Here is a 22168-nt window from a genome sequence, read left to right as displayed (position 1 = left end):
TTCAATCTATTCACACCAACCACATCCAGTTAAAACCTAATGAATTGCTCCACTTACAGGGAAATAACGCCAGGGTAATTCGCAATTTTTATCACCAATCCTTTAGGGATAATTTAAGTTTTATAACCCAAGCTAAACGTAGCAAAATTAAAAAAATATAAAATTTTCGTTCTAATTGGGTTATTTCATGAACAATTAAAATCGTCTTTCACAGAAAGTCAAATCATTGAGTAAAACTCTAAGCTGTATCGAAATTAGCAAACCGCTTACCCAGATTTGGGTTAGCACTCATTAGTAACGTTCCTCATGTAATTGTTAGACTAAGTGGAGGCACTAGCTGTGCAATCTGAAACAGTGAGAGTCAGGCGTGTATCCGGCGCTTTTGCCCTGATTGATAGTTTAAAGCGCCATGGTGTGAAGCATATTTTCGGTTATCCGGGCGGTGCGAATCTACCGATTTACGATGAAATCTACCAAGCGGAAGTCGCAGGCGAACTCCAACATATTCTGGTGCGACACGAACAAGGGGCTGCCCATGCTGCTGACGGGTATGCCCGGGCTACAGGTAAAGTGGGCATCTGTTTGGCAACCTCCGGACCGGGAGCCACGAATTTGGTCACGGGTTTAGCCACGGCGAGTTTGGACTCTGTGCCAATGATTGCAATTACGGGACAGGTTCCCCGTGGGGCAATTGGTACGGATGGATTCCAAGAAATAGATATTTTCGGCATTACGCTGCCAATTGTCAAGCATTCCTATTTAGTGAATGAGGCTCGCGATATTCCCCGGATTGTGGCGGAAGCGTTTCACATCGCCAGTACGGGTAGACCGGGACCCGTGTTGATTGATATTCCCAAAGATGTCGGAATTGAGCAATTTGATTACTTTCCCGTGGAACCGGGTACGATTAAGCTACCGGGATACCGTCCTACGGTGAAAGGGAATTTAAACCAGATTAACAAAGCACTAGAGTTGATTCGGGCGGCGAAGAAACCCTTACTTTATGTAGGTGGCGGTGCGATCGCGGCAAGTGCCCAGGGAGAACTTCTGGAACTAGCAGAGCATTTCCAGATTCCGGTAACCACGACGCTGATGGGTAAGGGCGCATTTGATGAGTCCCATCCCCTGGCTTTGGGGATGTTAGGGATGCACGGCACGGCGTATGCTAACTTTGCCGTGAGTGAATGTGACCTGTTAATCGCCTTGGGTGCCCGTTTTGATGACCGGGTGGCAAGTTTGCCGAAACAGTTTGCGGCTGAGGCGAAGGTGATTCACATCGATATTGATCCGGCGGAAGTGGGGAAAAATCGGAACACTGATGTACCCATTGTTGGCGACGTGCGGCAGGTGTTAATTGACCTATTGCGGCGTTCTGATCAAGTCGGGAATGGTATCGATCCAGAACAAACGAAAGCGTGGTGCGATCGCCTGCAACAGTGGCGGGATGAGTATCCTTTAGATTTGCCCCATCCCCAGGAGAATCTCTCGCCCCAAGAAGTGATTGTGGAAGTGGCTCGTCAATCCCCCCACGCTTATTACACCACTGATGTCGGTCAACACCAGATGTGGGCGGCTCAATTCCTGAAAAATAAGCCCCGTCGTTGGATATCGAGTGGCGGTTTAGGGACAATGGGATTTGGTTTGCCTGCGGCTGTGGGAGTCAAAATGGCTCTCCCCTCAGAACCCGTGATTTGTATCAGTGGTGATGGGAGTTTCCAGATGAATATGCAGGAACTGGGTACGATCGCCCAGTATGGCATTGGCGTCAAGATTGTCATTCTCAACAATGGTTGGCTGGGAATGGTGCGCCAATGGCAACATTTGTTCTATGGCGATCGCTATGAAGCGACGAATCTGGAAGTCGGTACCCCAGAGTTTGTAAATCTGGCTCAGGTGTACGGGATTAATGCCATTAAGGTAACTGAACGTCATGCATTACCTGAGGCGATCGCTCAAATGCTTAACCATGACGGTCCAGTGCTATTAGATGTGCGTGTTACCCGCAATGAAGACTGTTATCCCATGGTTGCTCCTGGTCATACCAATAGTGACATGATGGGATTGCACCCTCATAACCCAGAGCCGATTTCACCCACTATCCTGACGTGTTCTAACTGTGGAACCGAAAATCCAGCGACTCATAAATGTTGTTGTGAATGCGGCACGAAACTGTTGGATCTACAATCAACGGTTGCTCTGAGCTAATTGGTGACGAGCGCCAGGTAAGGGCAGTGGGGGAGGTGCTAACTTTTCACGGAACGTCTTGAATCTGAGTGGGTAGGGGAGATAGGGGAGATGGGGGAGATAGGGGAGATGGTGAGTTAATTCACGCGCCCTGCCCTCGCCTCGAACCAAGTGAAGGGTAAAAAAACTTTAAAATATTATCTTCCCCACCTTCCTCACCTTCCTCACCTTCCCCATCTTTAATATTGTCTACCTTCAGTAGGATGTTAAATAAACTTTAACCGAGAAAGAATCGTCTTAGGTACAAATGGATGACGGAAAAACATGACAATGGTGATAAGGCGCAACTTTTCGAGTTGTAATTTAATAAAGATTCTCCTTTCTTAACACAACTTAGTAAAAAGCAATTGTATGAAACTTTCATCAGGGATTAAACTAAGAGTAGTAAAAATTACAGATTTTTTTCGGGATCAAGCTAAACAGGCTAACTTTGAAGGCGTTACCCTGCTATTTGCATCCTCAATAACAAAACTGATATCAACGTAAGAACAATGTGCATTACAGGCTCACTCACTGACTTTTCATTACCCGAAATTTTTCGGCTCCTTGGTAAAGGGCATCATACGGGTTTACTCACTGTGAATACTGATGTTTCTACTCCTGTCACCCCCAATGGCGTTTGCTATGTTTGGGTCTATCGCGGTCGAATTGTGGCAGTTGATTCTCAGTTAAAGCATCTAGGATTAATCAAGTTAATTGCTCAACGCCAATGGATGGATAGAAGTCAGTTAACTCAGTTGAGTGAGTCATTGCCTCAGGAGCAACCCTTGGGTACATATCTGCAAAAACATGGGTTGTTAACCCTTCAACAAATCAAATGGTTGTTCCAAGTCCAAGTGTTACAACCCACCTGTACCTTGTTTCAACTCAAAACAGGTCATTTTAAGTTCAGCCATGAAGTTAAACTCCCCATGTTAGGAATGACGGGTTTGAGCTTAAATACCCTAGGTGCCAATTTACTAGGATTACGTTCTTTGCGTAACTGGGATGTCCTAAGCGATAAACTACCGGATGTTCATGCTGGGTTGCTTAGTGTGACAGGACACCCTCGTTATCCCCTCAACCCCTTAGAATCTCAAGTCTGGGAGTATACCAGTGGCACTGTGTCCTTGAGGGAAATTGCTAAACAACTCAGACTTTCGGTAAAAACGGTACAGCAGATTGCTTTTCGATTAATGTCAGTCGGATTGGTCGAAGAAATTCCCTTAGTGATTCATACCCCCTGTCCTCAATCTGTGGACGCGATCGCGACACCACTCCATCCAGAAGCGACCGATCAGCCAGTCAGCCACTCATTTTTGCACAATCTAATGGGTTTCTTAGCCGATAAGTCCAAGCATCTGCCGTTACGGGCGGCTTAGTTAGAGCAAGGGCTGATGAGTGGATGAGATATCATATCACCACCGATTCTAATAAACGAATTGTGCCTCGCTCCGCATCAATTTCTACCATTCCGCCGATAGGGACAGTGAACTTATCCTGAATATGACCGATCATCGAACCATACCAGGCAGGAATCCCCAACGGTTTGATATGGTCAGCTAAGACTTGCCGCAACGTCAGCGATGGTTCATTCGCCTCACCTGCAGGACAATTTGTACATTGTGCAAAAATAAATCCAGCCACTTGATCGAGAATTCCAGCGAGTTTGAGCTGGGTTAACAAGCGGTCAATCCGGTAAACCTCTTCTCGTATATCTTCCACAAACAAAATAGAGTTCTGCCAATCGGGTAAATAATCTGACCCCACCAGCGCCGCCACCAGCGATAAATTTCCCCCCACCAGACGCCCCCTTGCCTTACCCTTGGTAATGGTTTCCACAGGAGTACTCAATAGATTTTGCAGTGTCATAGCTTGTCCATCAAACAAGATGCGTTGCAGATGTTGGATTGAGAACCAATTCCAGGTTGATGTTCCGAGTGGTCCATGAAAGGTGATCAGGTTGCTGTGAGTATAAATCGCTAACAGCAGTGAGGTAACATCGCTATAGCCGATAATGATTTTGGGATTTTGGCGGATTAGCTGGTAGTCTAACAGAGGTAAAATTCGATTACATCCCCATCCGCCTGCCATTGCCAGCACAGCCTGGACAGAGGAATCAGCGAACATCGCATTCACATCAGCAGCGCGGTCAACATCTTGACCCGCCAGATAGCCGTATTGGTCGAAAAGATGGGTTCCCAGTTTGGTTTTCAAACCGAGTTGTGATAAAATGGGAGCGATTTCATCAAGGGTCTTTTGGTCAACTAGACCGGCTGGACTAATCAACCCTACGGTATCGCCAGGATTCAGGCGTCGTGGTTTGAGAAGGGGTAGGGGGTTTGCCGTTACAGGGACTTGGGTTGCCAACAGCGTCAGTCCCAAGAGTTTAAGCAAGGCACGGCGATTACCGGAAAAGGGTTGGCTCAATGGTCAGTCCCGGAAAACTACAATAGACAACGTGAAAAATGGCTGGGAGTACCAAGCTGGGAAAAAGAGCTAGAATTGACTTACTTGAATCATCTCTAAACATCAAGCAATAATAATAGAGATATTGCATCTGCCAGATTTTGGTCAACTCGCCGCAGCTAGGCATTAAACTCCTGAACCGGGATTGATGCTTGGTTTGTGTCATCACCGCGCGATCGGTATAGAAACGATTATTTTTTTGTATCCGATTAATTACAGACATTTGATCTGACAGTGCGGAATCTGACTCGTTGAACAGCATCTGCCGGCAAAATTCGCGATAGCTAGTCAACAACTCCAACAATTCAGCCATTACACCCAGAGACATGGCAATTGCTTCAGGCTATGGTAGGGAAAGATACTCTTTCTCTCGATTTGGAGGTGATCAATCATTCCCTGGAACATGCCTCAGGTTAATGGCATCCATGCTACAGCTATCCTCAACAGACGTATAGAGACTCGATTGATGAAATTGACACGTTGAAGTCATGGGATTTTAGGAACTAGGACAATCTACCCGTTTCGTCAGATGCTAGAACAGATAAGCAAGGGTGGTGATCCCATGGCAGCACTGGCGCAGTTTTGCCAGCTAGAGGCTGAGTATCAACGGGTCACATTAATCTTACAGACCCAAAGACGGCAATATCAGCATTCTTAAGGATGAAATTAGTTTCTTTGCCCGAAGAACCGCCAACCATTTTGGTGGTTGATGATGACCAGTTTATACGAGAACTTTTACGCCGAGTCATGGAAAAAGAAGGCTATAAAGTTGTTGAAGCAACCAACGGCGAACAGGGTTTGGACGTTTATCAGCGTCTCAAACCGCATCTGGTCATGCTAGACGCCCTGATGCCGGTCATGGATGGTTTTACCTGTTGCAAACACTTACAAAAACTCTCAGACGAAGACGAGACATCACCCGATAGCGAACATTTGGAGGCTCAAGGGTTACAGGGAGTTTCCCAAACGCCGGTGTTAATGATTACCAATCTGGATGATCCAGAATCCGTTGACCGCGCCTTTGCCGTTGGTGCTACTGACTATATCACCAAACCAATTCACTTAGCTGTCTTGCGTCAACGAGTACGGCGTTTAATTCAACAGTTTCAGCTTTATCAACAACTTGAACAAGCCAATCGAGAGTTACAACGTTTAGCCACGTTAGATGGACTAACGGGTGTAGCCAATCGCCGTCGGTTTGATCAATACCTTGATGATGAGTGGTGGCGCATGATTCGAGAAGAGTCGCCTTTGTCTCTGATTCTATGTGATATCGACTTTTTCAAGAAATATAATGATACCTACGGTCATCAAGCCGGTGACGCCTGTTTGCGAAGGGTAGCTGATGCTTTACGTTTTTGTGCCAAACGTTCTGTTGATTTAGTCGCTCGCTATGGTGGTGAAGAATTTGCGATTGTGTTACCCAATACCACCACGATTGGTGCGTCTCTAGTGGCTGAAGAATTACGCAGCTTGGTTTATAGTTTAAAGATTACCCATGCAGCTTCAGCTATTAGTGAATACGTCACACTCAGTTTAGGTGTTGCCAGTCTTTATCCTGAGCCGGATACTCCACCAGCTAAGCTAGTTACTGAAGCGGATATGGCTTTGTATCAAGCGAAAGCCTCTGGGCGTAATCGATATGTGGCAAAAGTTTGAATCGTCATTGGTCATTGGTCATTGGTCATTGGTCATTGGTCATTGGTCATTGGTCATTGGTCATTGGTCATTGGTTATTTGTTTTATTGGATACTCACCCCGTTAAAACGCGGGTGATTCTTCCTTAAGGTAAGAGTTTGAGGGCTATTTATCAATTTAATAGAATTGAGTTTATTTCCACCAACTTCCATAGCGTAGCACGTTGTCAACAGGAAACTTGAGTGTAGGGGGGTGGTATGCTGTTGCTTAAATATCGTAGGATTGCCAATATTGTGTACATGCTAATCCCCAAAACAGATAATCGCTAAGAACTCTTATGACGACTACGGTAAACACAACACCCCAATTAGCCTCACGTTTGGTGAATGGTTTCCTTGCCATTAAACCTTTGGCTAATTTAGCCAAGCAGCAAGCTCGTAAGATGATTGTCAAGCGAGCGGAAAAAATTGGCGTACCTTGGACAAAACAGGTCAATGAGTTACGTTCTCTGGACTGGGATAGTTATCTGAATCAAGTCCAAAACCCCCAGGTAACCTACCCGGATTATTATTTGCGCCCCTTCCATGCTTATGACCAGGGAAATCTTCAGTGGGATGCGGCGTTTGAACACGAAGTTGCGGCTTATGCGGTTCATGCCAATCTCTATCCTGAGGATAAACTCCAAGGAGACGCTAAACTGCGGCAGAGTTACCATGAGTTGGTGCAAAAGCAAGTTAAAACTGAGCCGCAAGATATTGTGGATCTGGGGTGTGGTGTGGGAATGAGTACCTTTGCCCTACAACAGATTTATCCCCAGGCAAATATGACGGGTGTAGACTTATCGCCTTACTTTCTAGCTGTTGCCGAATATAAGTCCAAACAGCATCATACAGACATTAACTGGAAACACGCGGCGGCTGAAGCGACAGGTTTACCGGATGCTTCCTATGATTTGGTGTCTGTCTTTTTGGTATTCCACGAATTACCCCAAACGGCGGCAAAGGCAATCCTACGGGAGGCACGGCGGTTATTACGTCCGGGTGGCTATCTTACCCTGATGGATATGAATCCTCAGTCTCAGGTGTATGCGACGATGCCAGCTTACGTTTTTACTTTATTCAAAAGCACTGAGCCTTACTTTGACGAGTATATTACCTTGGATATCGAACAAGCGATCGCCCAAGCAGGATTCCAGCCACCGATGATCATGCCGAATAGTCCCCGCCATCGGACAATCATTACCCAAGTCGAGACGTAGCGTGCTACGTCTGAAACACCTAATCGTAGCAAAACTTAACATAAACCAATACTCGACATTCTTTCGAGGAGATCCCCGTCTCTGATAGACTTTTAGACTGGGGACAGTAAATAACACCAGGGAAAAACTAAGCAGTTGAGAGGAAAAGCTTCGTGCTAGAAACTACGCTAGGACTAGAAATTATTGAAGTTGTCGAACAGGCAGCACTTGCCTCTGCCAAATGGATGGGCAAAGGTGATAAAAACGAGGCAGACCATGTGGCAGTCGAAGCCATGCGGGAGCGGATGAACAACATTCACATGCGAGGTCGCATCGTGATTGGAGAAGGGGAGCGAGATGAAGCCCCGATGCTGTATATCGGTGAACAAGTGGGCATCTGTAACCAGCCGGATGCGAAGAACTTTTGTAATCCCGATGAACTGATTGAAGTCGATATTGCCGTTGACCCTTGTGAAGGGACGAACTTGGTGGCTTATGGGCAACCCGGTTCAATGGCGGTGCTAGCCATTTCTGAGAAGGGAGGGCTGTTTGCGGCACCTGACTTTTACATGAAAAAGCTAGCGGCGCCTCCTGCGGCTAAAAATCATGTCGATATCAATAAATCGGCAACAGAGAACCTGCAAATTCTCTCGGAATGTCTGGATCGGGCAATTGAGGAACTTGTGGTCGTGGTCATGAAGCGCGATCGCCACAAGGGACTGATTGAGGAAATCCGCTCGGCTGGCGCGAGAGTTCGGCTAATTAGTGACGGAGATGTCTCTGCGGCTCTCTCTTGTGCCTTTTCAGGGACAAATATCCATGCTCTGATGGGTATTGGTGCTGCACCCGAAGGCGTTATCTCTGCTGCGGCGATGCGCTGTTTAGGAGGACATTTCCAAGGTCAGCTAATTTATGACCCAGCAACCGTACAAACGGGTTTGATTGGTGAAAGCAAAGAGGGGAACCTAGAGCGGCTCCAAGAAATGGGCATTAACGACCCTGATAAGGTCTACAATACTCATGAGCTAGCCTCAGGTGACACCGTGCTATTTGCCGCTTGTGGGATTACGCCGGGTACCTTGATGGAAGGGGTACGACTCTTCCATGGGGGAGCGCGGACTCAAAGTCTGGTTATTTCTACCCAGTCCAAGACGGCTCGATTTGTGGATACTGTCCATCTGTTTGATCAGCCCAAGACCCTGCAACTACGATAAGTACTGTAAATTTATCCATTGTTTGTTGCAGGATTTCTCCGTCTCGAATTATAGTCATCGAGAGGAGAAAAAAGCGTTAAAGCCAGAGTATAAGCAATGATAATGCTACTTACTCTGGCTTAGTGTTGATTAACGGGCAAATCGATTTTCCCCCGGTAAAAAATTTCATCTCTGAATCTGTGAACTCATGCCCAATTGTTCATCCCATTCAGAAAAATTTCTCAATTTTCTTTATCTTTAAAAAAAACAAGCCTGATAGTTGACCCAACCCAACGACAGAGATTTGGAGAACACAATGAATATTGCCGTCGTAGGTTTAAGCCACAAAACAGCGCCCGTTGAAGTCCGGGAAAAACTAAGCATTCCCGAAGCCCAAATAGAAGGGGCGGTGCAACAACTCTGTAGCTACCCCCATGTTGAAGAAGTGGCGATCCTTAGTACCTGCAATCGCCTAGAAATTTATATTGTGGCAGCAGAAACGGAAAAGGGTGTGCGTGAAGTCAGTCAATTCCTTTCTGATAACTCTCTTGTCCCCTTGCATCAATTACGCCCCCATTTGTTTATTTTGTTACATCAAGATGCGGTGATGCATCTGATGCGCGTCGCAGCGGGACTGGACAGTCTAGTCCTAGGTGAAGGACAAATCTTATCGCAAGTCAAGCATACCCACAAAATCGGTCAGCAATACAAGGGAATTGGACGCCTGTTGAATCGACTGTTTAAACAAGGGATTACCGCCGGAAAGCGAGTCCGCACGGAAACCAGCATTGGTACCGGGGCGGTTTCGATTAGTTCAGCGGCGGTGGAACTTGCCCAGATGGAAGTGCAAAACTTGGCGGCTTACCGAGTGGCGATTATCGGGGCGGGGAAGATGTCGCGTTTGCTGGTGCAACACCTGCTTTCCAAAGGGGCTGAGTCAATCGCCATTATCAATCGCTCAACTCGTCGGGCTGAGGAGTTGGCAAAGCAGTTTGAGAATGCTCAGATAACGGTACATCCCTTGTCTGAGATGATGGAGGTGATTCCGGAGTCGGATATGGTGTTTACCAGTACCAGTGCGACAGAACCGATTCTGGATCGGGCTAAACTGGAAGACCATCTTGATCCCAATCGCTCCTTAATGCTATTTGATATTTCCGTACCGCGTAATGTGGATGCTGATGTCAATGAACTTGAACAGGTTCAAGCCTTTAATGTGGACGACTTAAAAGCAGTAGTGGCGCAAAATACCGAAAGCCGCCGTCAGATGGCAATGGAAGCGGAAAACTTACTGGAACAAGAGGTAGAAGCGTTTGAGATTTGGTGGCGATCGCTAGAAACCGTGAGTACTATTAGTAGTCTGCGGGAGAAAGTCGAAGGTATCCGGGAACAGGAATTAGAAAAAGCCTTATCTCGTTTAGGTTCAGAGTTTGCCGATAAACATCAAGAAATCATCGAAGCGTTGACACGGGGAATTGTCAATAAAATCCTCCATGATCCGATGGTGCAGTTAAGGGCGCAGCAGGATATTGAAGCCAGACGTCAAGCCATGCAGACGCTGCAAACGCTGTTTAATTTAGAGATTGAAGAACAGTTTGGTTAAGCGTGGGAGATGAAGAGAGTAGGAGGGTGATGCTGAGTGAGTATCCTCCCTCTCTTTTTTTTGAAGTATAGCCTTAAGCAAGATCCCCGACTTCTCCAAGAAGTCGGGGATCTGTCTGTTAAATTTCTGGTATCAAATCAACGCTGTAGAGGGTTTTGCCCTCAAGATTATGCAGCGCCACCGTCATCACCTCACTCTTCCCCTCAATGTTTACTGTGCCAAAAAACTGTAATCCCTCACTGGGCGGACGATTGGGTTCTAAGTCGAATGAGACACTTTGAAACTTAACTTGGGGACCAAATGTATTATCCAGTAGCTTCCGTTCAAAGGTTCCCGCGTTCAGGGGTCCAGCGACAAATTCCCAGAAGGGATTAAACTCCGTAAACTGAGCCTGATTCGGATCATAATAATGTGCCGCCGCATAATGAACATCGGCGGTTAACCACACGACATTTTTAATCTCATTTTGCTGGATAAATCGGAGTAAATCTGCCAGTTCAAACTCCCGTCCTAAGGGAGGACCATCCCCATTCGCCGCATTCTCAAACTTGGTTTCTCCATCGGGAACCATCAGTCCAATCGGCATATCACTGGCAATGACTTTCCAGGTGGCTGAGGAATTGCGTAACTGTTGTTTTAACCAACTAATCTGTTCTGTCCCTAAAAACGCTGTTTCTTCACTAGGTTCAGTCTGACGATTGGCGGTATTCGGTCCTCGGTAGCTTCGCATGTCCAGGATAAAAATATCCAGGGATGGACTATACTGAAACGACCGATAAATCCGTTCGGGATGGGTATGGTTAACATCAATCGGAGTATAATCCAAAAACGCCCGCTTTGCCCTGGCTGCTAACAATGAGACACTTTTAACCGTATAGCGGTCATCCTCTAAAAGTTGTTCCCCCGGATACCAATTATTCGTGGTTTCATGGTCATCCCATTGCACGAACTGGGGAACTTGAGCATTGAAGCGGCGGATATTTTCATCTAGGAGATTATAAACATAATTGGCGCGAAATTCTTGGAGCGTTTCGGCGACTTTAGACTTTTCTGGGGTAGTGATATTCTTCCAGATGCTACCGTCATCCAGTTGCACCTGAGCAACAATAGGGTTATCGGCATAAACGTAATCCCCCGAATGGATGAAAAAGTCGGGATTTAACTGTCGCATGGTTTCATAGATTTTCATTCCGCCCCAGTCAGGATTAATTCCCCAACCTTGACCCGCCGTGTCACCTGACCAAATAAAAAAGATATCGCGTTTGTCGATAGGCGCGGTGCGGAATGTACCAGTGACGGGGGCGCTGTAGCGATTTAAGTCGGCTAAATCCTGAAAGGTGACGCGATAGAAAATCTGTTGACCGGGTGGTAGATTGGTCAGATAGAGTCGGGCAGTGTAATCACTACTTTCTAATGCCGCCGGTCCGATCGCCCGTTGTGGATTGCGGAAGGATTCGCTGGTATCATAGTCTACAATCATCCGGCTGACGCGATCGCTCTTGCTCCAAATAATCGCCTGATCACGACTCACGTCGCCACTAGCCACCCCATAAGGGATTTGCGGACGCATTTTCTCTGAAGTGACAATTCCCGGTGCTGTACTCTGGGCTAATCCTGATTTCGATAATAGGTTAGCGGTGATCAATCCGCTACTGGTTAAGGCTGAGGTAACCAGAAAGCGGCGACGGTTGATTCGCTGATTTTTCCGTGCCATAGATAAAAATGATGCCCCAAATGCGAACAGTAGAGCAAATAATTCAATTACACCTCAGCGTTGATGACTAGACAAAACAGACAAAAGTCTTTGGTCATCAGAGGTTCAGCTTCTTTGCGCCGTTGGTCAATTTACACTTGAATGTCCTCATTTTAAGCGCTTTTTTGTTAGAGAGTGAGTATCGCCTCTATAATTAACATGGTAGGCATCTGGTTCCCTGGAGTCAGGTGAGCCGACTCTAAGGTGCAGTGTTTCCAGAAACGTGTCGGGTAAGCCAGAGTTAAAAGACCTCAAACTGATCGAACGACAGTTATCGGTCAAGGTTATTTTTGAAAAGAAACAAGAATAACTGATTCGTCGGTAAACTTCCTGTCGGTGAATTAGCGACTATCTTGGAAAAAATAAACAATGAACTCAGGGTGGATTGCCAGAGAAAGAATAAGACAAGTTAGTGGGGTGCTGTTTTCAATGCGATGGTTAATTAGACTTGTCTAAAAATTAGTCAAAGACCCTTTGAATCGTGGGTTGACGTGTAATTTCTGGACGTGTCTAGTGATGAAGAAAAATTCAACAGGGGCGCTGACAAAAACGATGGTGTCGGGTTCTCAAGACGCTTGGGACAATAAACCTCTAGGCGGGCGCTATCACGTTATCGAAAAGCTAGGGGTCGGAGGGTTTGGTCAAACCTTCTTAGCGCGGGATATGCATTTGCCCGGTCATCCCCAATGCGTGGTTAAAAAATTAAAACCTCAAGTGAGCGATGATGATGAGGAGGGGCTGCAAACAGCGAGACGCCTCTTCCAAACGGAAGCTCAAGTCCTCTATCGACTGGGTAATCATGAGCAGATTCCCCGGCTTTTGGCTCATTTTGAGGAAAATCAGGAATTTTATCTGGCTCAGGAATATATTCAAGGACAACCTTTAAGTAAAGAGATAGACTCTCATCTGACGTGGTCACAGGAAAAAGTTCTATCCCTCCTGCAAGATATATTGCAGGTACTAACATTTGTCCATCAACAAAATGTGATCCACCGGGATATCAAGCCAGCCAATTTGATTCGCCGCGCCGCTGATGGCAGAATTGTGCTGATTGATTTTGGGGCGGTGAAACAGGTTAGATGTGAGTCGCTGAATCCGGAAACAGGGCTGACCAATGTGACGATTTCTATCGGCACTAAGGGATATATGCCCAATGAACAACTGGCAGGAAAACCTCGCTATAGTAGTGATGTTTATGCGGTGGGGATTATTGGGATTCAATTATTAACGGGAATTCATCCCAAACATATTAAAGAAGACTCCGATACGGGTGAACTCAACTGGCGCAAATATGCTAAGCAGATTAGTCCAGAATTTGGGGAAATTTTGGATAAGATGGTGCGCTATGACTTTCGCGATCGCTATGCAACCGCAGAAGAAACCCTGTTAGCCTTCCAGAATTTACCCGCGCCATTATTGGAGTCGGCGTCACCGCCCCAACCGTTAGTCCCTGAGTGTGAATTGCCGCCCCTGGTTGATCCCCAAGCGCCGACGGATCAGGAGAGTCAAAATTTAGCCGCTGATTCCGCCGAGACTCAGGCGTGGGAGGCGACACCAACGGAATCGACGCTGATTGAAGTCGAGGAGTCGAATAGCGAATCATCCTCGAGTCAAACCCAAGACACCGGACGCACCCAAACCTCTCAGCCCACCCCGGGGCGGACTGATGCTACCGTATCCCTAAGTCAACCTCAGGACTTTGAACCCACCGCAACGGTGTCAACAGCCAGTAGAAGCCACGGATTTCGGCAATGGTTGATGCAGCCCTGGACAATTGCCACGATCGCGATCGTGGTTAGTTCGACGGTTACCGTCACCCTGATTCTACTCCCCTCTCAATTGAATCATCAGTCTCAAATTGAGGATGTCCCCGCTGAAAGCCCTAGCCCAACTCCTTCTCCTTCTCCTTCTCCCTCCCCAACCCCCGAACCCACGGCTGAATCCTTACTCGCTGAAGCCGAAGACTTAAGACAAGCCGGAGAATACGAGAAAGCGATCCTAGTTTATGATCAGGCGATCGAACTGCAATCCGACTTCGCCCCTGCTTATTGGGGACGGTGCTACAGCCTCAATCAACTGGGACAACCCGAACAAGCCCTAGTCGCCTGTAATGACGCCCTCGCGTACCAATCCGATTATGCCGACGCCTTAGTCAGCAAAGCCGATGCCCTACGGCAACAAAACCAGATCATCGACGCCCTGCAACTGTATGGACGGGTAACGAAATACTATCCCGATTTTGCCCGAGGCTGGATTCGCTATGGCATAGCACTGCAAGGGGTGGGACGTTCCGCTGAGGCGGTTCAAGCGTTAGATCAGGCGATTGAACTGGAACGGAACTCCGCCGATGCTTGGGCAACTCGCGGTGAAGCGCTGATGGCATTAGGGCGCACCACGGAAGCGATTCCGTCTCTGGATAAAGCCCTGCAACTGGAACCGGATCATGAAAAAGCTGCCGACTTGCGTGAGAAAGCCAGGGAAAGATTGGGGCGTTAGGGTAGTAAGGGATGGGGGAACCATGTAGAGATGTGCCATGGCACGTCTGGGAGAAGACATTAAAGTAGAAATCCCTTGATCAAAAAAGACATCAGATGTAGGGGCGGGTTTAGGGATAAAATGAATTGACCAACCTCAAACTGCACAACAAAACCCGCCCTGATCCCAACCTAGATGTAGGGGCAGATTTAGGGATAACATGAATAGACCCATCTCAAAGGGGACAACAAAAGCCCCTACTGATCAGACTGACAGCGCATCAGATAGAGTTGAGCAACGGTATCGGTTGGATTAATCTTCACCACTTCAGCAAAGTGTTGAGCCGCTTGTTGTATTTGTTGCTGATAGTACAAAAACACTCCCTGTTCAAACATTGTCTTCGTCACTAACTTACTCTGTTTGATCTGAGGCTCATCGCTGTCAAAGACTTCAAAAACTGCCACAGCTTTTGATTTTCCCTTGACTTTTACCTGCTCAATAAAACGAATATGATACTCGGTGGGGTTTTGTAAACGTGCAAATGTGTAATGGGTCATTAACAGGCATACGCCATACTTTTTGGTTAGATTTTCCAGCCGGGAGGCTAAATTGACATGATCACTAATGACCGTACTATCCATCCGGTGTCGTCCACCAACCGTCCCTAGCATTAAAGAACCCGTGTTTATGCCGATGCCAATTTCCAAGGGTAGATATCCCGACTTCACCCGATTTTGATTATACTTAGCTAACCGTTGTAACATAGAAATTCCAGCGTGGAGGGCATGATCAGCACTGCCACTAAATAACGCCATAATCCCATCCCCCATGTATTTATCAATAAATCCCTGATGCTCAATAATCGCGGGTTCCATCTGGGAGAGATAAGCGTTAATAAACTTAAAATTCTCCTCAGGCGTCATCGTTTCCGACAGGGTGGTAAAGTCGCGGATATCGGAAAATAAAACCGACATCTCCTGCTCCACTTCATCGCCTAATTGGATATCAATAATACTGTCTTTCTCTAAAAGCTGGAGAAATTGACGGGGGACAAAGCGGGATAAAGCTTCGTTGAGTTGAATCAGTTCCGCTTCAACTTTTTGGCGTAAGTGCAGTTCCCGATAGACATCGCTAATATCTCGACCTTCAACAATTAGATATTCAACGATACCGCTGTCATTAAAAATTGGCTTCATTGAGAAATCAATCGTCGCAGTACGTTTGTCAGCGCCCAAGATATCGATTTCATAGCGGATAAATTCACCGCCAACCGCTTTTTCAAATGACCCTTTGACCTGAGCTTGGGTTTCGGGGGAAACTGTCCACCAGTAACAGTCCCAGAATGGTTTTCCCACCACGTCTTCTAACTGCAATCCGCTAAAATCTAAGGCGGTTTGATTAGTTTCTAAGAGAATGCCCTCAACCGAGAGCATTCCAGTAAACTGAAAGGTATGATTAAAAATTGCCCGAAATTTGCGTTCACTAGCACTGAGTAACTTAACCGATTCAGCTAACTCCTGATTCAAACGCTGGAGTTCGATATTTTTTTGAGCGAGTTGTTTATCTTGAAGATAACTATTTACGGCTTCTACAACTGTTAATTTTAGGTCTTCCGTTTCCCAAGGTTTGGCAATATAACGATATAATTTTGCATACTTAATTGCCCGTCCCACGGCTTCTAAATCAGCTTGTCCAGTCAGCATAATTTTGAGGGTTTTGGGAGAAAGGACATGAACGTGCTTTAATAACTCATCTCCCTTCATATCTGGCATAATATGGTCGGAAATAATTAAAGGAACTTCATAACCATCCTCTAACAATTCTTCAATTAACTCTAATGCTTCTTCTCCACCTTCAGCAATTTCAATCAGATACTCGTTACTTATCGCCTCTTGAAGTTCTGTCCTGAGGCTTTTGAGTATATTGGCTTCATCATCAACACAGATAATGACTGGTTTTTTGTTTATCATTTGTCATTAATCGTTTGTTATTGGTCATACTCGCTTTCATCGAGAAGCAAGCTATGTCCTTTTTCCTTGGTAAGGGGTTGAGGACTATTTACAAAAACTAATACAATATTATTTGCTTTTGTCCGACTACTTAGTTGACTATTATAGGGTTAATATTCTAGTATAAGCGTGCTTGGTATAAAATATATTTATCGTTATAAACACATAAACTAATGGGGTTTCATGTCTAACCTTATTTCTATAGAGAATTCAGTCTTACCGCTAGAATTCAAGAGGAATACAAACACTAAATTTCGTTCGACCAGGTTGACTTTCTACAGTTATGTTACCCAAATGTTTTTCAATGATTTTTTTGACAATATCCAGTCCTAAGCCACTCCCTTCTCCAGCCGGTTTAGTTGTGAAAAATGGCTCAAATATTTTTCCTTGGATTTCTTCGGGTATGCCACAACCACTATCGATAATGCTAATCTTCACTTGCTGGTTCTCTGGCGTGACATCAATGGTTAAGGTTCCCCGGTTATTCATCGCTTGTAAAGCATTATGGATCAAATTTATCCACACCTGATTCAGTTCATCGGGATAACAGGGTACAGGTGGAATTTCGGCATAGTTTCGGATCACTTTAACCCCTTGTTTGAGTTGATTGTGATAGAGAGTTAAAACGGTTTCAATCCCCTCAGTCAGGTTGACTATTATCTTTTCTCCCGACTGGTCATAACGAGAATAGGTTTTCAGCGCAAATACCACTTTCGCGGCTCGTTCTGTGGAGGTATTAATGGTAGCGGTACCTCGTTTGAGTTCGGAAAGTTTATAGGCGAGTTCTAAGATTTGCAAACTGTCCGGTCTTTTTAGCAGAGGGATGAAGGGTACAATCTCGTCAGCAATCCCCATAATCACCAGCCTCTCGGCAATAATATCGGCATCAGCAATATCCAAGTTTTCCAGTTCCCGTCTTAAGGCTCTCTTAAATTTCCGCTCTTCTTTCGTAGAGAAAATTGATTGGTGTTGTAGTGAGCGTTGTAGTAAAGCCAGGAAAATAGCGGCGTCTTCTGTAGAGAGGGATTGAAACAGTGTGGGTAAGTGATTTAGGGTTTGGTCTAGGAATTTGGCAATATTTCCGGCAGAGGAACGAATGGCTCCGAGAGGAGTATTAATTTCATGGGCAACGCCTGCAATAAGTTGTCCTAAAGCTGCCATTTTTTCTTTTTGGATTAGTTCATATTGAGTGGTTTTGAGTTCTTCGAGGGCTTGGGCGAGTTCCTGGGTTCGTTCAGTAACCTGAGTTTCTAAGGTGCGATTATAGTCGGCTAGAAGCTTCTCGGCTTGTTTACGCTTGGTAATGTCTTGAAAGGCAGCAATCGCATAAATAATTTTACCCTGTTCATCGAAAATAGGTGTTGTGTAAATTTCTAAGGGGAGGATTCTATCGGGTTGATGGAGTTCTAAATCATCAAGATAAACCGTTTTTCCTTGTAATGCATTAACAATAGGTAGAGCGTCTATCGGGTACAGTTGATTGGTATTGGCTTGATAAATTTTATACGCTTGACTGAGTTCCTCTTTTTTGGCTTCTAAATGAGAGGAAATTCCTAATAATTTTTGTCCCGTCTGGTTCAAATAACATATCTGACCATTAGTTTCATGAACGGCAACTCCTACAGGTATAGCTTCCAGGAATTGTCTTAACCGATTTTCGTTTTCTTCCAAGGTTTGAAAATAATCTTGTAATTGAGACGCCATTTTATTAAACGAATGTGCCAATTGACCGAGTTCATCTTCTCGGTTAATCGTGACCGTTTGATTAAATTCTCCTTGAGCAATTTTTTGGGAGCTTTGGTTGAGTTGAATGATCGGTTTGGTTACCCAAAGTGTAGAAATAAATCCAATCACGGTTGCCAAGATTAAGGCTAAGATACAAAGAAAAATTGTTTGACGTTTACTCGCATTGATTTCTTTTAAGAAATCCGACTCAGCGACCACGACTACGACAAACCAGTTCAATCCAAATTCATCTCGATAAGGACTGACTTGTAGGAAATATTTTTGGTTGTTAATAACTATAGTTTTAACAATTAAACCATTGATCGTGGGATTGTCATTTAATAACCTATTTGAGATATATAAAGCAGTTTCTTGAGTGATTGTATCTTGACTATTAATAGCCAATACTCTTTCTAGTTGATCATTTTGAGCTTTTGCTAACTGTTCTAAAGTAGAGGTGGCAACCAAATAGCCTGATTCATCAATAATAAAACTCTGACCCGTCTTGCCAATTTTTAATTGTTGTAAAAAATTACTAATAGCCGTCAAATAAAAACTACTATTAATAACGCCTTGAATATTGCCCTGAGTATCATAAACGGGTTGTACGGCTGCTAAGGTTAACCCTTTTGTATCTAATTGAGGAAAAATATCACTCCAAACTTCGGCTTTTGCTTCTACTGGTTTTGTATACCAAGGTCTAATTGTTGGGTTATAATCTTTACTAATACTGATTTTTTGGATGTATTCTCCTCTTTTATTCACCTCATAGGTATGTAAGTTATAATTAGTAGCAGGATTTGACTTCATCACTACTAATTGTTCATTATTTCGTAATTCTACTCCAATAAAATCTTTGGCTTGGCTGCCAAATACTATACTGGTAACATTGTCAAAAATTTGTAATTGTCGTAAAAAATATTGCTCTATTTTTTGAGTATTTTCTAAATCGAAAGTTTTTAAGTTTAGCAATGTTTTATTGGCTTCATTAATTTTATGAGGTAAGCTTAAGTGATCGGAAATATTGTCTTTAATATGATCATTGCTTTTTTCCATTAATTGATTCGCTAAATTGTTCACTGATTTTTGTCCATTTTTAAAAGACAAATAACCCACCAATCCTACTGCACCAAGAATTTGCAGTACAAAGGGTACAATAAGAACTATCCGTAAGGGAAGTTTATTAATAATAGAACCATAGCTCATAAGTAGGCGGGGACAATTAAAGTTAACGGTGGGGAATTCGCTTTCGCGAGAAGCAAGCTACGTCATTCGTCATGTGTCATTTGTAAGGGTTTGAGGCTTGTTAACATAACTTCATAAGGTTGAGTTTATTTCCACTAACCTACTTAGATCATTTTTCGTGGGTTAATTTCATCCTGACCGTCTTATGAGTCAAGTTGGGCTAAACCGGATTTTAGGATTTCTATTAATTCAGGTTCAGACCAAGGCTTAAATAAGCAGCAATGGAGGTTGGCTTGCTCTTTGGCTCGTTGAATGGCAACTTCATCGGCTTGACCCGTGAGCATAATTTTAACTACGTTAGGAAATTGCTGATGCACTTTAATTAGAAACTCATCTCCTTTCATCCCAGGCATTAACCAATCCGAGACAATAATAATAATTTGCATTTCATCCTCGATGAGTTCATCGATGACTTCTAAAGCCTCATCCGCATCTTCCGCCACTTCGTAGCCGTAGGCATTGCCAAATGCCTCCATGATTTGCGTTCTCAGACTCTGTAAAATGTCTTTTTCGTCGTCAACACATAAAATAATGGGTTTACTCATTGGTCATTCGTCCTTAGTCATTGGTTATTCGTCTTGATTGTCAGTCCTGGGTTACGGCTAAGACTGCATGGGGAGAAAAACATTGAAGGTTGTCTGACCTGGCTGGCTTTCTACAGTCAGGTTGCCCGCATGCTTATCAATGATTTTCTTGACAATATCAAGTCCTAAGCCACTTCCTTCTCCGGTCGGTTTCGTGGTAAAAAATGGATTAAATATTTTCCCTTTGATTTCTTCGGGTATGCCACAACCACTATCGGTAATGCTAATCTTAGCCTGTTGATTCTCTTGAGTGACATCAATGGTTAAAGTTCCCCGGTTATCCATCGCTTGTAAGGCATTATGGATCAGATTTGTCCACACTTGATTTAATTCATCAGGATAACAAGATACAGGTGGAATTTCGGCGTAGTTTCGGATAACCTCAACTCCCTGTTTGAGTTGATTGTGATAGAGAACTAAAACCGTTTCAATCCCCTCAGTCAGCTTCACTCTTATCTTTTCTCCCGACTGGTCATAGCGAGAATAAGTCTTCAGAGCAAATACTACTTTCGAGGCTCTGTCGGTGGAAGTGTTAATTGTAGCAGTACCTCGTTTGAGTTCAGACAGTTTATAGGCAACGTCTAAGATTTGACAACTATCCGGTCTTTGTACCAAGGGCATCAAGCTGGCAATTTCATCTGTAATTCCCATAATGACTAGCTTCTCAGCAATGATATCGGCATCAGCAATGTCTGAGTTTTCCAGTTCCCGTCTTAGGGTTCTCTTCAACTTACGCTCTTCTTTCGTGGAAACTGTTGATTGCTGTTGCAGTGAGCGTTGCAGTAACGCTAGGAAAACAGCAGAGTCTTCTGTTGAGAGAGATTTAAGCAGTGCGGGTAACTGTTCTAGGGTTTGGTCGAGGAATTTAGCAATCGTTCTAGCCGAGGATCGAATGGCTCCTAGAGGAGTATTAATTTCATGGGCAATGCCTGCAATGAGTTGTCCCAATGCCGCCATTTTTTCTTTTTGAATCAGTTCATCTTGGGTTGTTTTGAGTTCTTCGAGGGCTTGGGCGAGTTCCTGGGTGCGTTGGGTGACTTTTTGTTCAAGGTTGTTGTAGAGTTGAGCATTATCCATGGCGATCGCAGCTTGCCCGGATAAGAGTTGTATAATTTCTAATCTATCAGGAGTAAAAGCGCCTGTGGTGAGATTATTTTCCAGATAGACAATACCACTGAGTTGACCTTGATTGATCAGTGGCGCACATAAAATAGATTTAGTTGAATTCAGTTTGATATAGGGGTCATGAGTAAAGTTTCCATGTTGTGCAGCTTCCTTCTCAACAATAGTTTCTTTAGTACGGGTGACATAGTGAATAATAGATGTGGGTAAATGTTTCTCAATAGGAATGGACTGTAAAACTGTAACGTTGCCAGAATCAACCTTGCCAGACGCTTCAATTACCCATTCTCCTGTTTTATTTAAAAGAATAAATCCGGTTTGCGCCCCACCATTTTCAATGAGAACTTTCATCAAGTTGCTGAGTAATTTATCTAGCATAGTTTTGCCGGAAATGGCGGGGGATGCTTTCATGACGCTGGCTAAATCTAAGGATGTGTGGGGCTGAATTTATTATCCTGATAGTGACATAAAGATCACTGATTTGCACCTATAAAACCTGTGATGCTTTAGATAAGCGGAGTTGCAGCTATAAAGAGAGTTAGCAAAATCTTGTGACTCAGATTACTGTTACTGGCGCAATCGTGATGTTCATCGACACCCTGTCAAAATTCACGTTGCTGCCGATATGTCCCTGATGTTTTATTGGGTATTACAGCAGTTTGCTCTGCTATGCGGTACATTGTCGATCCCCCTAAATCCCCGTGCAATAAAAGCGAAGCATCCTCTGGCTTCCCCCTTTTGAAGGGGGACGGAAGGGGGATCTGAAGGGGGACTTTGATCTACTGTACTTTATTACAGCGCAAAGCGCTGTATATAACATTTCAACATTATTTTACTCTGATTATAACGATAATTTAAAAAACTAATAGTAATACAACAATATTACTCTGAA

The 22168-nt window shown here is 44.6% G+C and carries 16 protein-coding genes; 9 read left to right on the top strand and 7 right to left on the bottom strand.

Translation table 11 applies throughout. From position 1 onward, the window contains the following. The first annotated feature begins 339 nt into the window (after positions 1-339). Together ilvB and RID53_RS00655 are read left to right on the top strand one after the other, a co-directional pair. Positions 340-2205 carry a biosynthetic-type acetolactate synthase large subunit gene (gene ilvB, locus RID53_RS00660; RefSeq protein ID WP_446386287.1) on the top strand — a complete coding sequence of 622 codons (1866 nt, stop codon included), beginning with the start codon at positions 340-342 and terminating at the stop codon, positions 2203-2205. A 530-nt stretch (positions 2206-2735) separates the two neighbouring features. Then, positions 2736-3605 (top strand): DUF4388 domain-containing protein, encoded by an 870-nt coding sequence (locus RID53_RS00655; RefSeq protein ID WP_446386286.1) that lies wholly within the window; start codon positions 2736-2738, stop codon positions 3603-3605. Between the two features lie 31 nt (positions 3606-3636). Here the strand turns inward: RID53_RS00655 and RID53_RS00650 are convergent, their stop codons facing one another. Beyond that, on the bottom strand, positions 3637-4653 hold the full coding sequence (locus tag RID53_RS00650; protein WP_446386285.1) for a S66 peptidase family protein: 1017 nt from the start codon (positions 4651-4653) through the stop codon (positions 3637-3639). Then, positions 4631-5020: a hypothetical protein gene (locus tag RID53_RS00645; protein ID WP_446386284.1), complete on the bottom strand. Its 390-nt coding sequence runs from the start codon at positions 5018-5020 to the stop codon at positions 4631-4633. The genes RID53_RS00650 and RID53_RS00645 overlap by 23 nt, the downstream gene beginning before the upstream one ends. A 201-nt stretch (positions 5021-5221) precedes the next feature. Between RID53_RS00645 and RID53_RS00640 the strand changes: the two genes are divergently transcribed. From RID53_RS00640 to RID53_RS00615, 6 genes are all read left to right on the top strand, one after another. Continuing rightward, on the top strand, positions 5222-5350 hold the full coding sequence (locus tag RID53_RS00640; protein WP_446386283.1) for a hypothetical protein: 129 nt from the start codon (positions 5222-5224) through the stop codon (positions 5348-5350). A 2-nt stretch (positions 5351-5352) separates the two neighbouring features. Continuing rightward, positions 5353-6351: a diguanylate cyclase domain-containing protein gene (locus tag RID53_RS00635; protein ID WP_446386282.1), complete on the top strand. Its 999-nt coding sequence runs from the start codon at positions 5353-5355 to the stop codon at positions 6349-6351. After that, on the top strand, positions 6348-6479 hold the full coding sequence (locus RID53_RS00630) for a hypothetical protein (RefSeq protein ID WP_446386281.1): 132 nt from the start codon (positions 6348-6350) through the stop codon (positions 6477-6479). The genes RID53_RS00635 and RID53_RS00630 overlap by 4 nt, the downstream gene beginning before the upstream one ends. Positions 6480-6667: 188 nt before the next feature. After that, on the top strand, positions 6668-7588 hold the full coding sequence (locus tag RID53_RS00625; protein ID WP_446386280.1) for a class I SAM-dependent methyltransferase: 921 nt from the start codon (positions 6668-6670) through the stop codon (positions 7586-7588). Positions 7589-7740: 152 nt separating this feature from the next. Next, positions 7741-8781, top strand: coding sequence for a class II fructose-bisphosphatase (gene glpX / locus RID53_RS00620; protein WP_446386279.1), 1041 nt, complete (start codon positions 7741-7743; stop codon positions 8779-8781). Between the two features lie 295 nt (positions 8782-9076). Next, on the top strand, positions 9077-10363 hold the full coding sequence (locus RID53_RS00615) for a glutamyl-tRNA reductase (RefSeq protein ID WP_446386278.1): 1287 nt from the start codon (positions 9077-9079) through the stop codon (positions 10361-10363). Between the two features lie 118 nt (positions 10364-10481). On the opposite strand, the gene RID53_RS00610 is transcribed toward RID53_RS00615, so the two are convergent. Then, positions 10482-12077, bottom strand: a complete 1596-nt coding sequence (locus tag RID53_RS00610; RefSeq protein WP_446386277.1) for an alkaline phosphatase D family protein — start codon at positions 12075-12077, stop codon at positions 10482-10484. A gap of 555 nt (positions 12078-12632) precedes the next feature. Between RID53_RS00610 and RID53_RS00605 the strand changes: the two genes are divergently transcribed. Continuing rightward, positions 12633-14612: a protein kinase domain-containing protein gene (locus RID53_RS00605; RefSeq protein ID WP_446386276.1), complete on the top strand. Its 1980-nt coding sequence runs from the start codon at positions 12633-12635 to the stop codon at positions 14610-14612. Between the two features lie 236 nt (positions 14613-14848). On the opposite strand, the gene RID53_RS00600 is transcribed toward RID53_RS00605, so the two are convergent. The 4 genes from RID53_RS00600 to RID53_RS00585 all read right to left on the bottom strand — a co-directional run bounded on the left by RID53_RS00600 (position 14849) and on the right by RID53_RS00585 (position 21687). Further along, a complete protein-coding gene (locus RID53_RS00600) occupies positions 14849-16561 on the bottom strand; it encodes an adenylate/guanylate cyclase domain-containing protein (protein ID WP_446386275.1) in 1713 nt (570 codons plus the stop codon). Between the two features lie 261 nt (positions 16562-16822). Next, positions 16823-19531, bottom strand: a complete 2709-nt coding sequence (locus tag RID53_RS00595; protein WP_446386274.1) for an ATP-binding protein — start codon at positions 19529-19531, stop codon at positions 16823-16825. A 182-nt stretch (positions 19532-19713) separates the two neighbouring features. Further along, positions 19714-20115, bottom strand: a complete 402-nt coding sequence (locus tag RID53_RS00590) for a response regulator (RefSeq protein WP_446386273.1) — start codon at positions 20113-20115, stop codon at positions 19714-19716. A gap of 57 nt (positions 20116-20172) precedes the next feature. Continuing rightward, a complete protein-coding gene (locus RID53_RS00585; RefSeq protein ID WP_446386272.1) occupies positions 20173-21687 on the bottom strand; it encodes an ATP-binding protein in 1515 nt (504 codons plus the stop codon). Positions 21688-22168: the final 481 nt, after the last annotated feature.

The sequence above is a fragment of the Coleofasciculus sp. B1-GNL1-01 genome (genome assembly GCF_040220235.1).
Classification (GTDB): domain Bacteria; phylum Cyanobacteriota; class Cyanobacteriia; order Cyanobacteriales; family Coleofasciculaceae; genus Coleofasciculus.
The sequence above is the reverse complement of the archived record's forward strand: the minus strand, read 5'-3'. Positions and strand labels throughout refer to the sequence as shown.

Excerpts from the sequence above, each read along its gene's own strand:
- RID53_RS00655 (WP_446386286.1), top strand. The coding sequence starts at position 2,736 with ATGTGCATTACAGGCTCACTCACTGACTTTTCATTACCCGAAATTTTT.
- RID53_RS00590 (WP_446386273.1), bottom strand. The coding sequence starts at position 20,115 with ATGAGTAAACCCATTATTTTATGTGTTGACGACGAAAAAGACATTTTA.
- RID53_RS00585 (WP_446386272.1), bottom strand. The coding sequence starts at position 21,687 with ATGAAAGCATCCCCCGCCATTTCCGGCAAAACTATGCTAGATAAATTA.
- RID53_RS00610 (WP_446386277.1), bottom strand. The coding sequence starts at position 12,077 with ATGGCACGGAAAAATCAGCGAATCAACCGTCGCCGCTTTCTGGTTACC.
- RID53_RS00600 (WP_446386275.1), bottom strand. The coding sequence starts at position 16,561 with ATGATAAACAAAAAACCAGTCATTATCTGTGTTGATGATGAAGCCAAT.
- RID53_RS00640 (WP_446386283.1), top strand. The coding sequence starts at position 5,222 with ATGCTAGAACAGATAAGCAAGGGTGGTGATCCCATGGCAGCACTGGCG.
- RID53_RS00645 (WP_446386284.1), bottom strand. The coding sequence starts at position 5,020 with ATGTCTCTGGGTGTAATGGCTGAATTGTTGGAGTTGTTGACTAGCTAT.
- RID53_RS00635 (WP_446386282.1), top strand. The coding sequence starts at position 5,353 with ATGAAATTAGTTTCTTTGCCCGAAGAACCGCCAACCATTTTGGTGGTT.
- RID53_RS00605 (WP_446386276.1), top strand. The coding sequence starts at position 12,633 with ATGAAGAAAAATTCAACAGGGGCGCTGACAAAAACGATGGTGTCGGGT.
- RID53_RS00595 (WP_446386274.1), bottom strand. The coding sequence starts at position 19,531 with ATGAGCTATGGTTCTATTATTAATAAACTTCCCTTACGGATAGTTCTT.
- RID53_RS00615 (WP_446386278.1), top strand. The coding sequence starts at position 9,077 with ATGAATATTGCCGTCGTAGGTTTAAGCCACAAAACAGCGCCCGTTGAA.
- RID53_RS00625 (WP_446386280.1), top strand. The coding sequence starts at position 6,668 with ATGACGACTACGGTAAACACAACACCCCAATTAGCCTCACGTTTGGTG.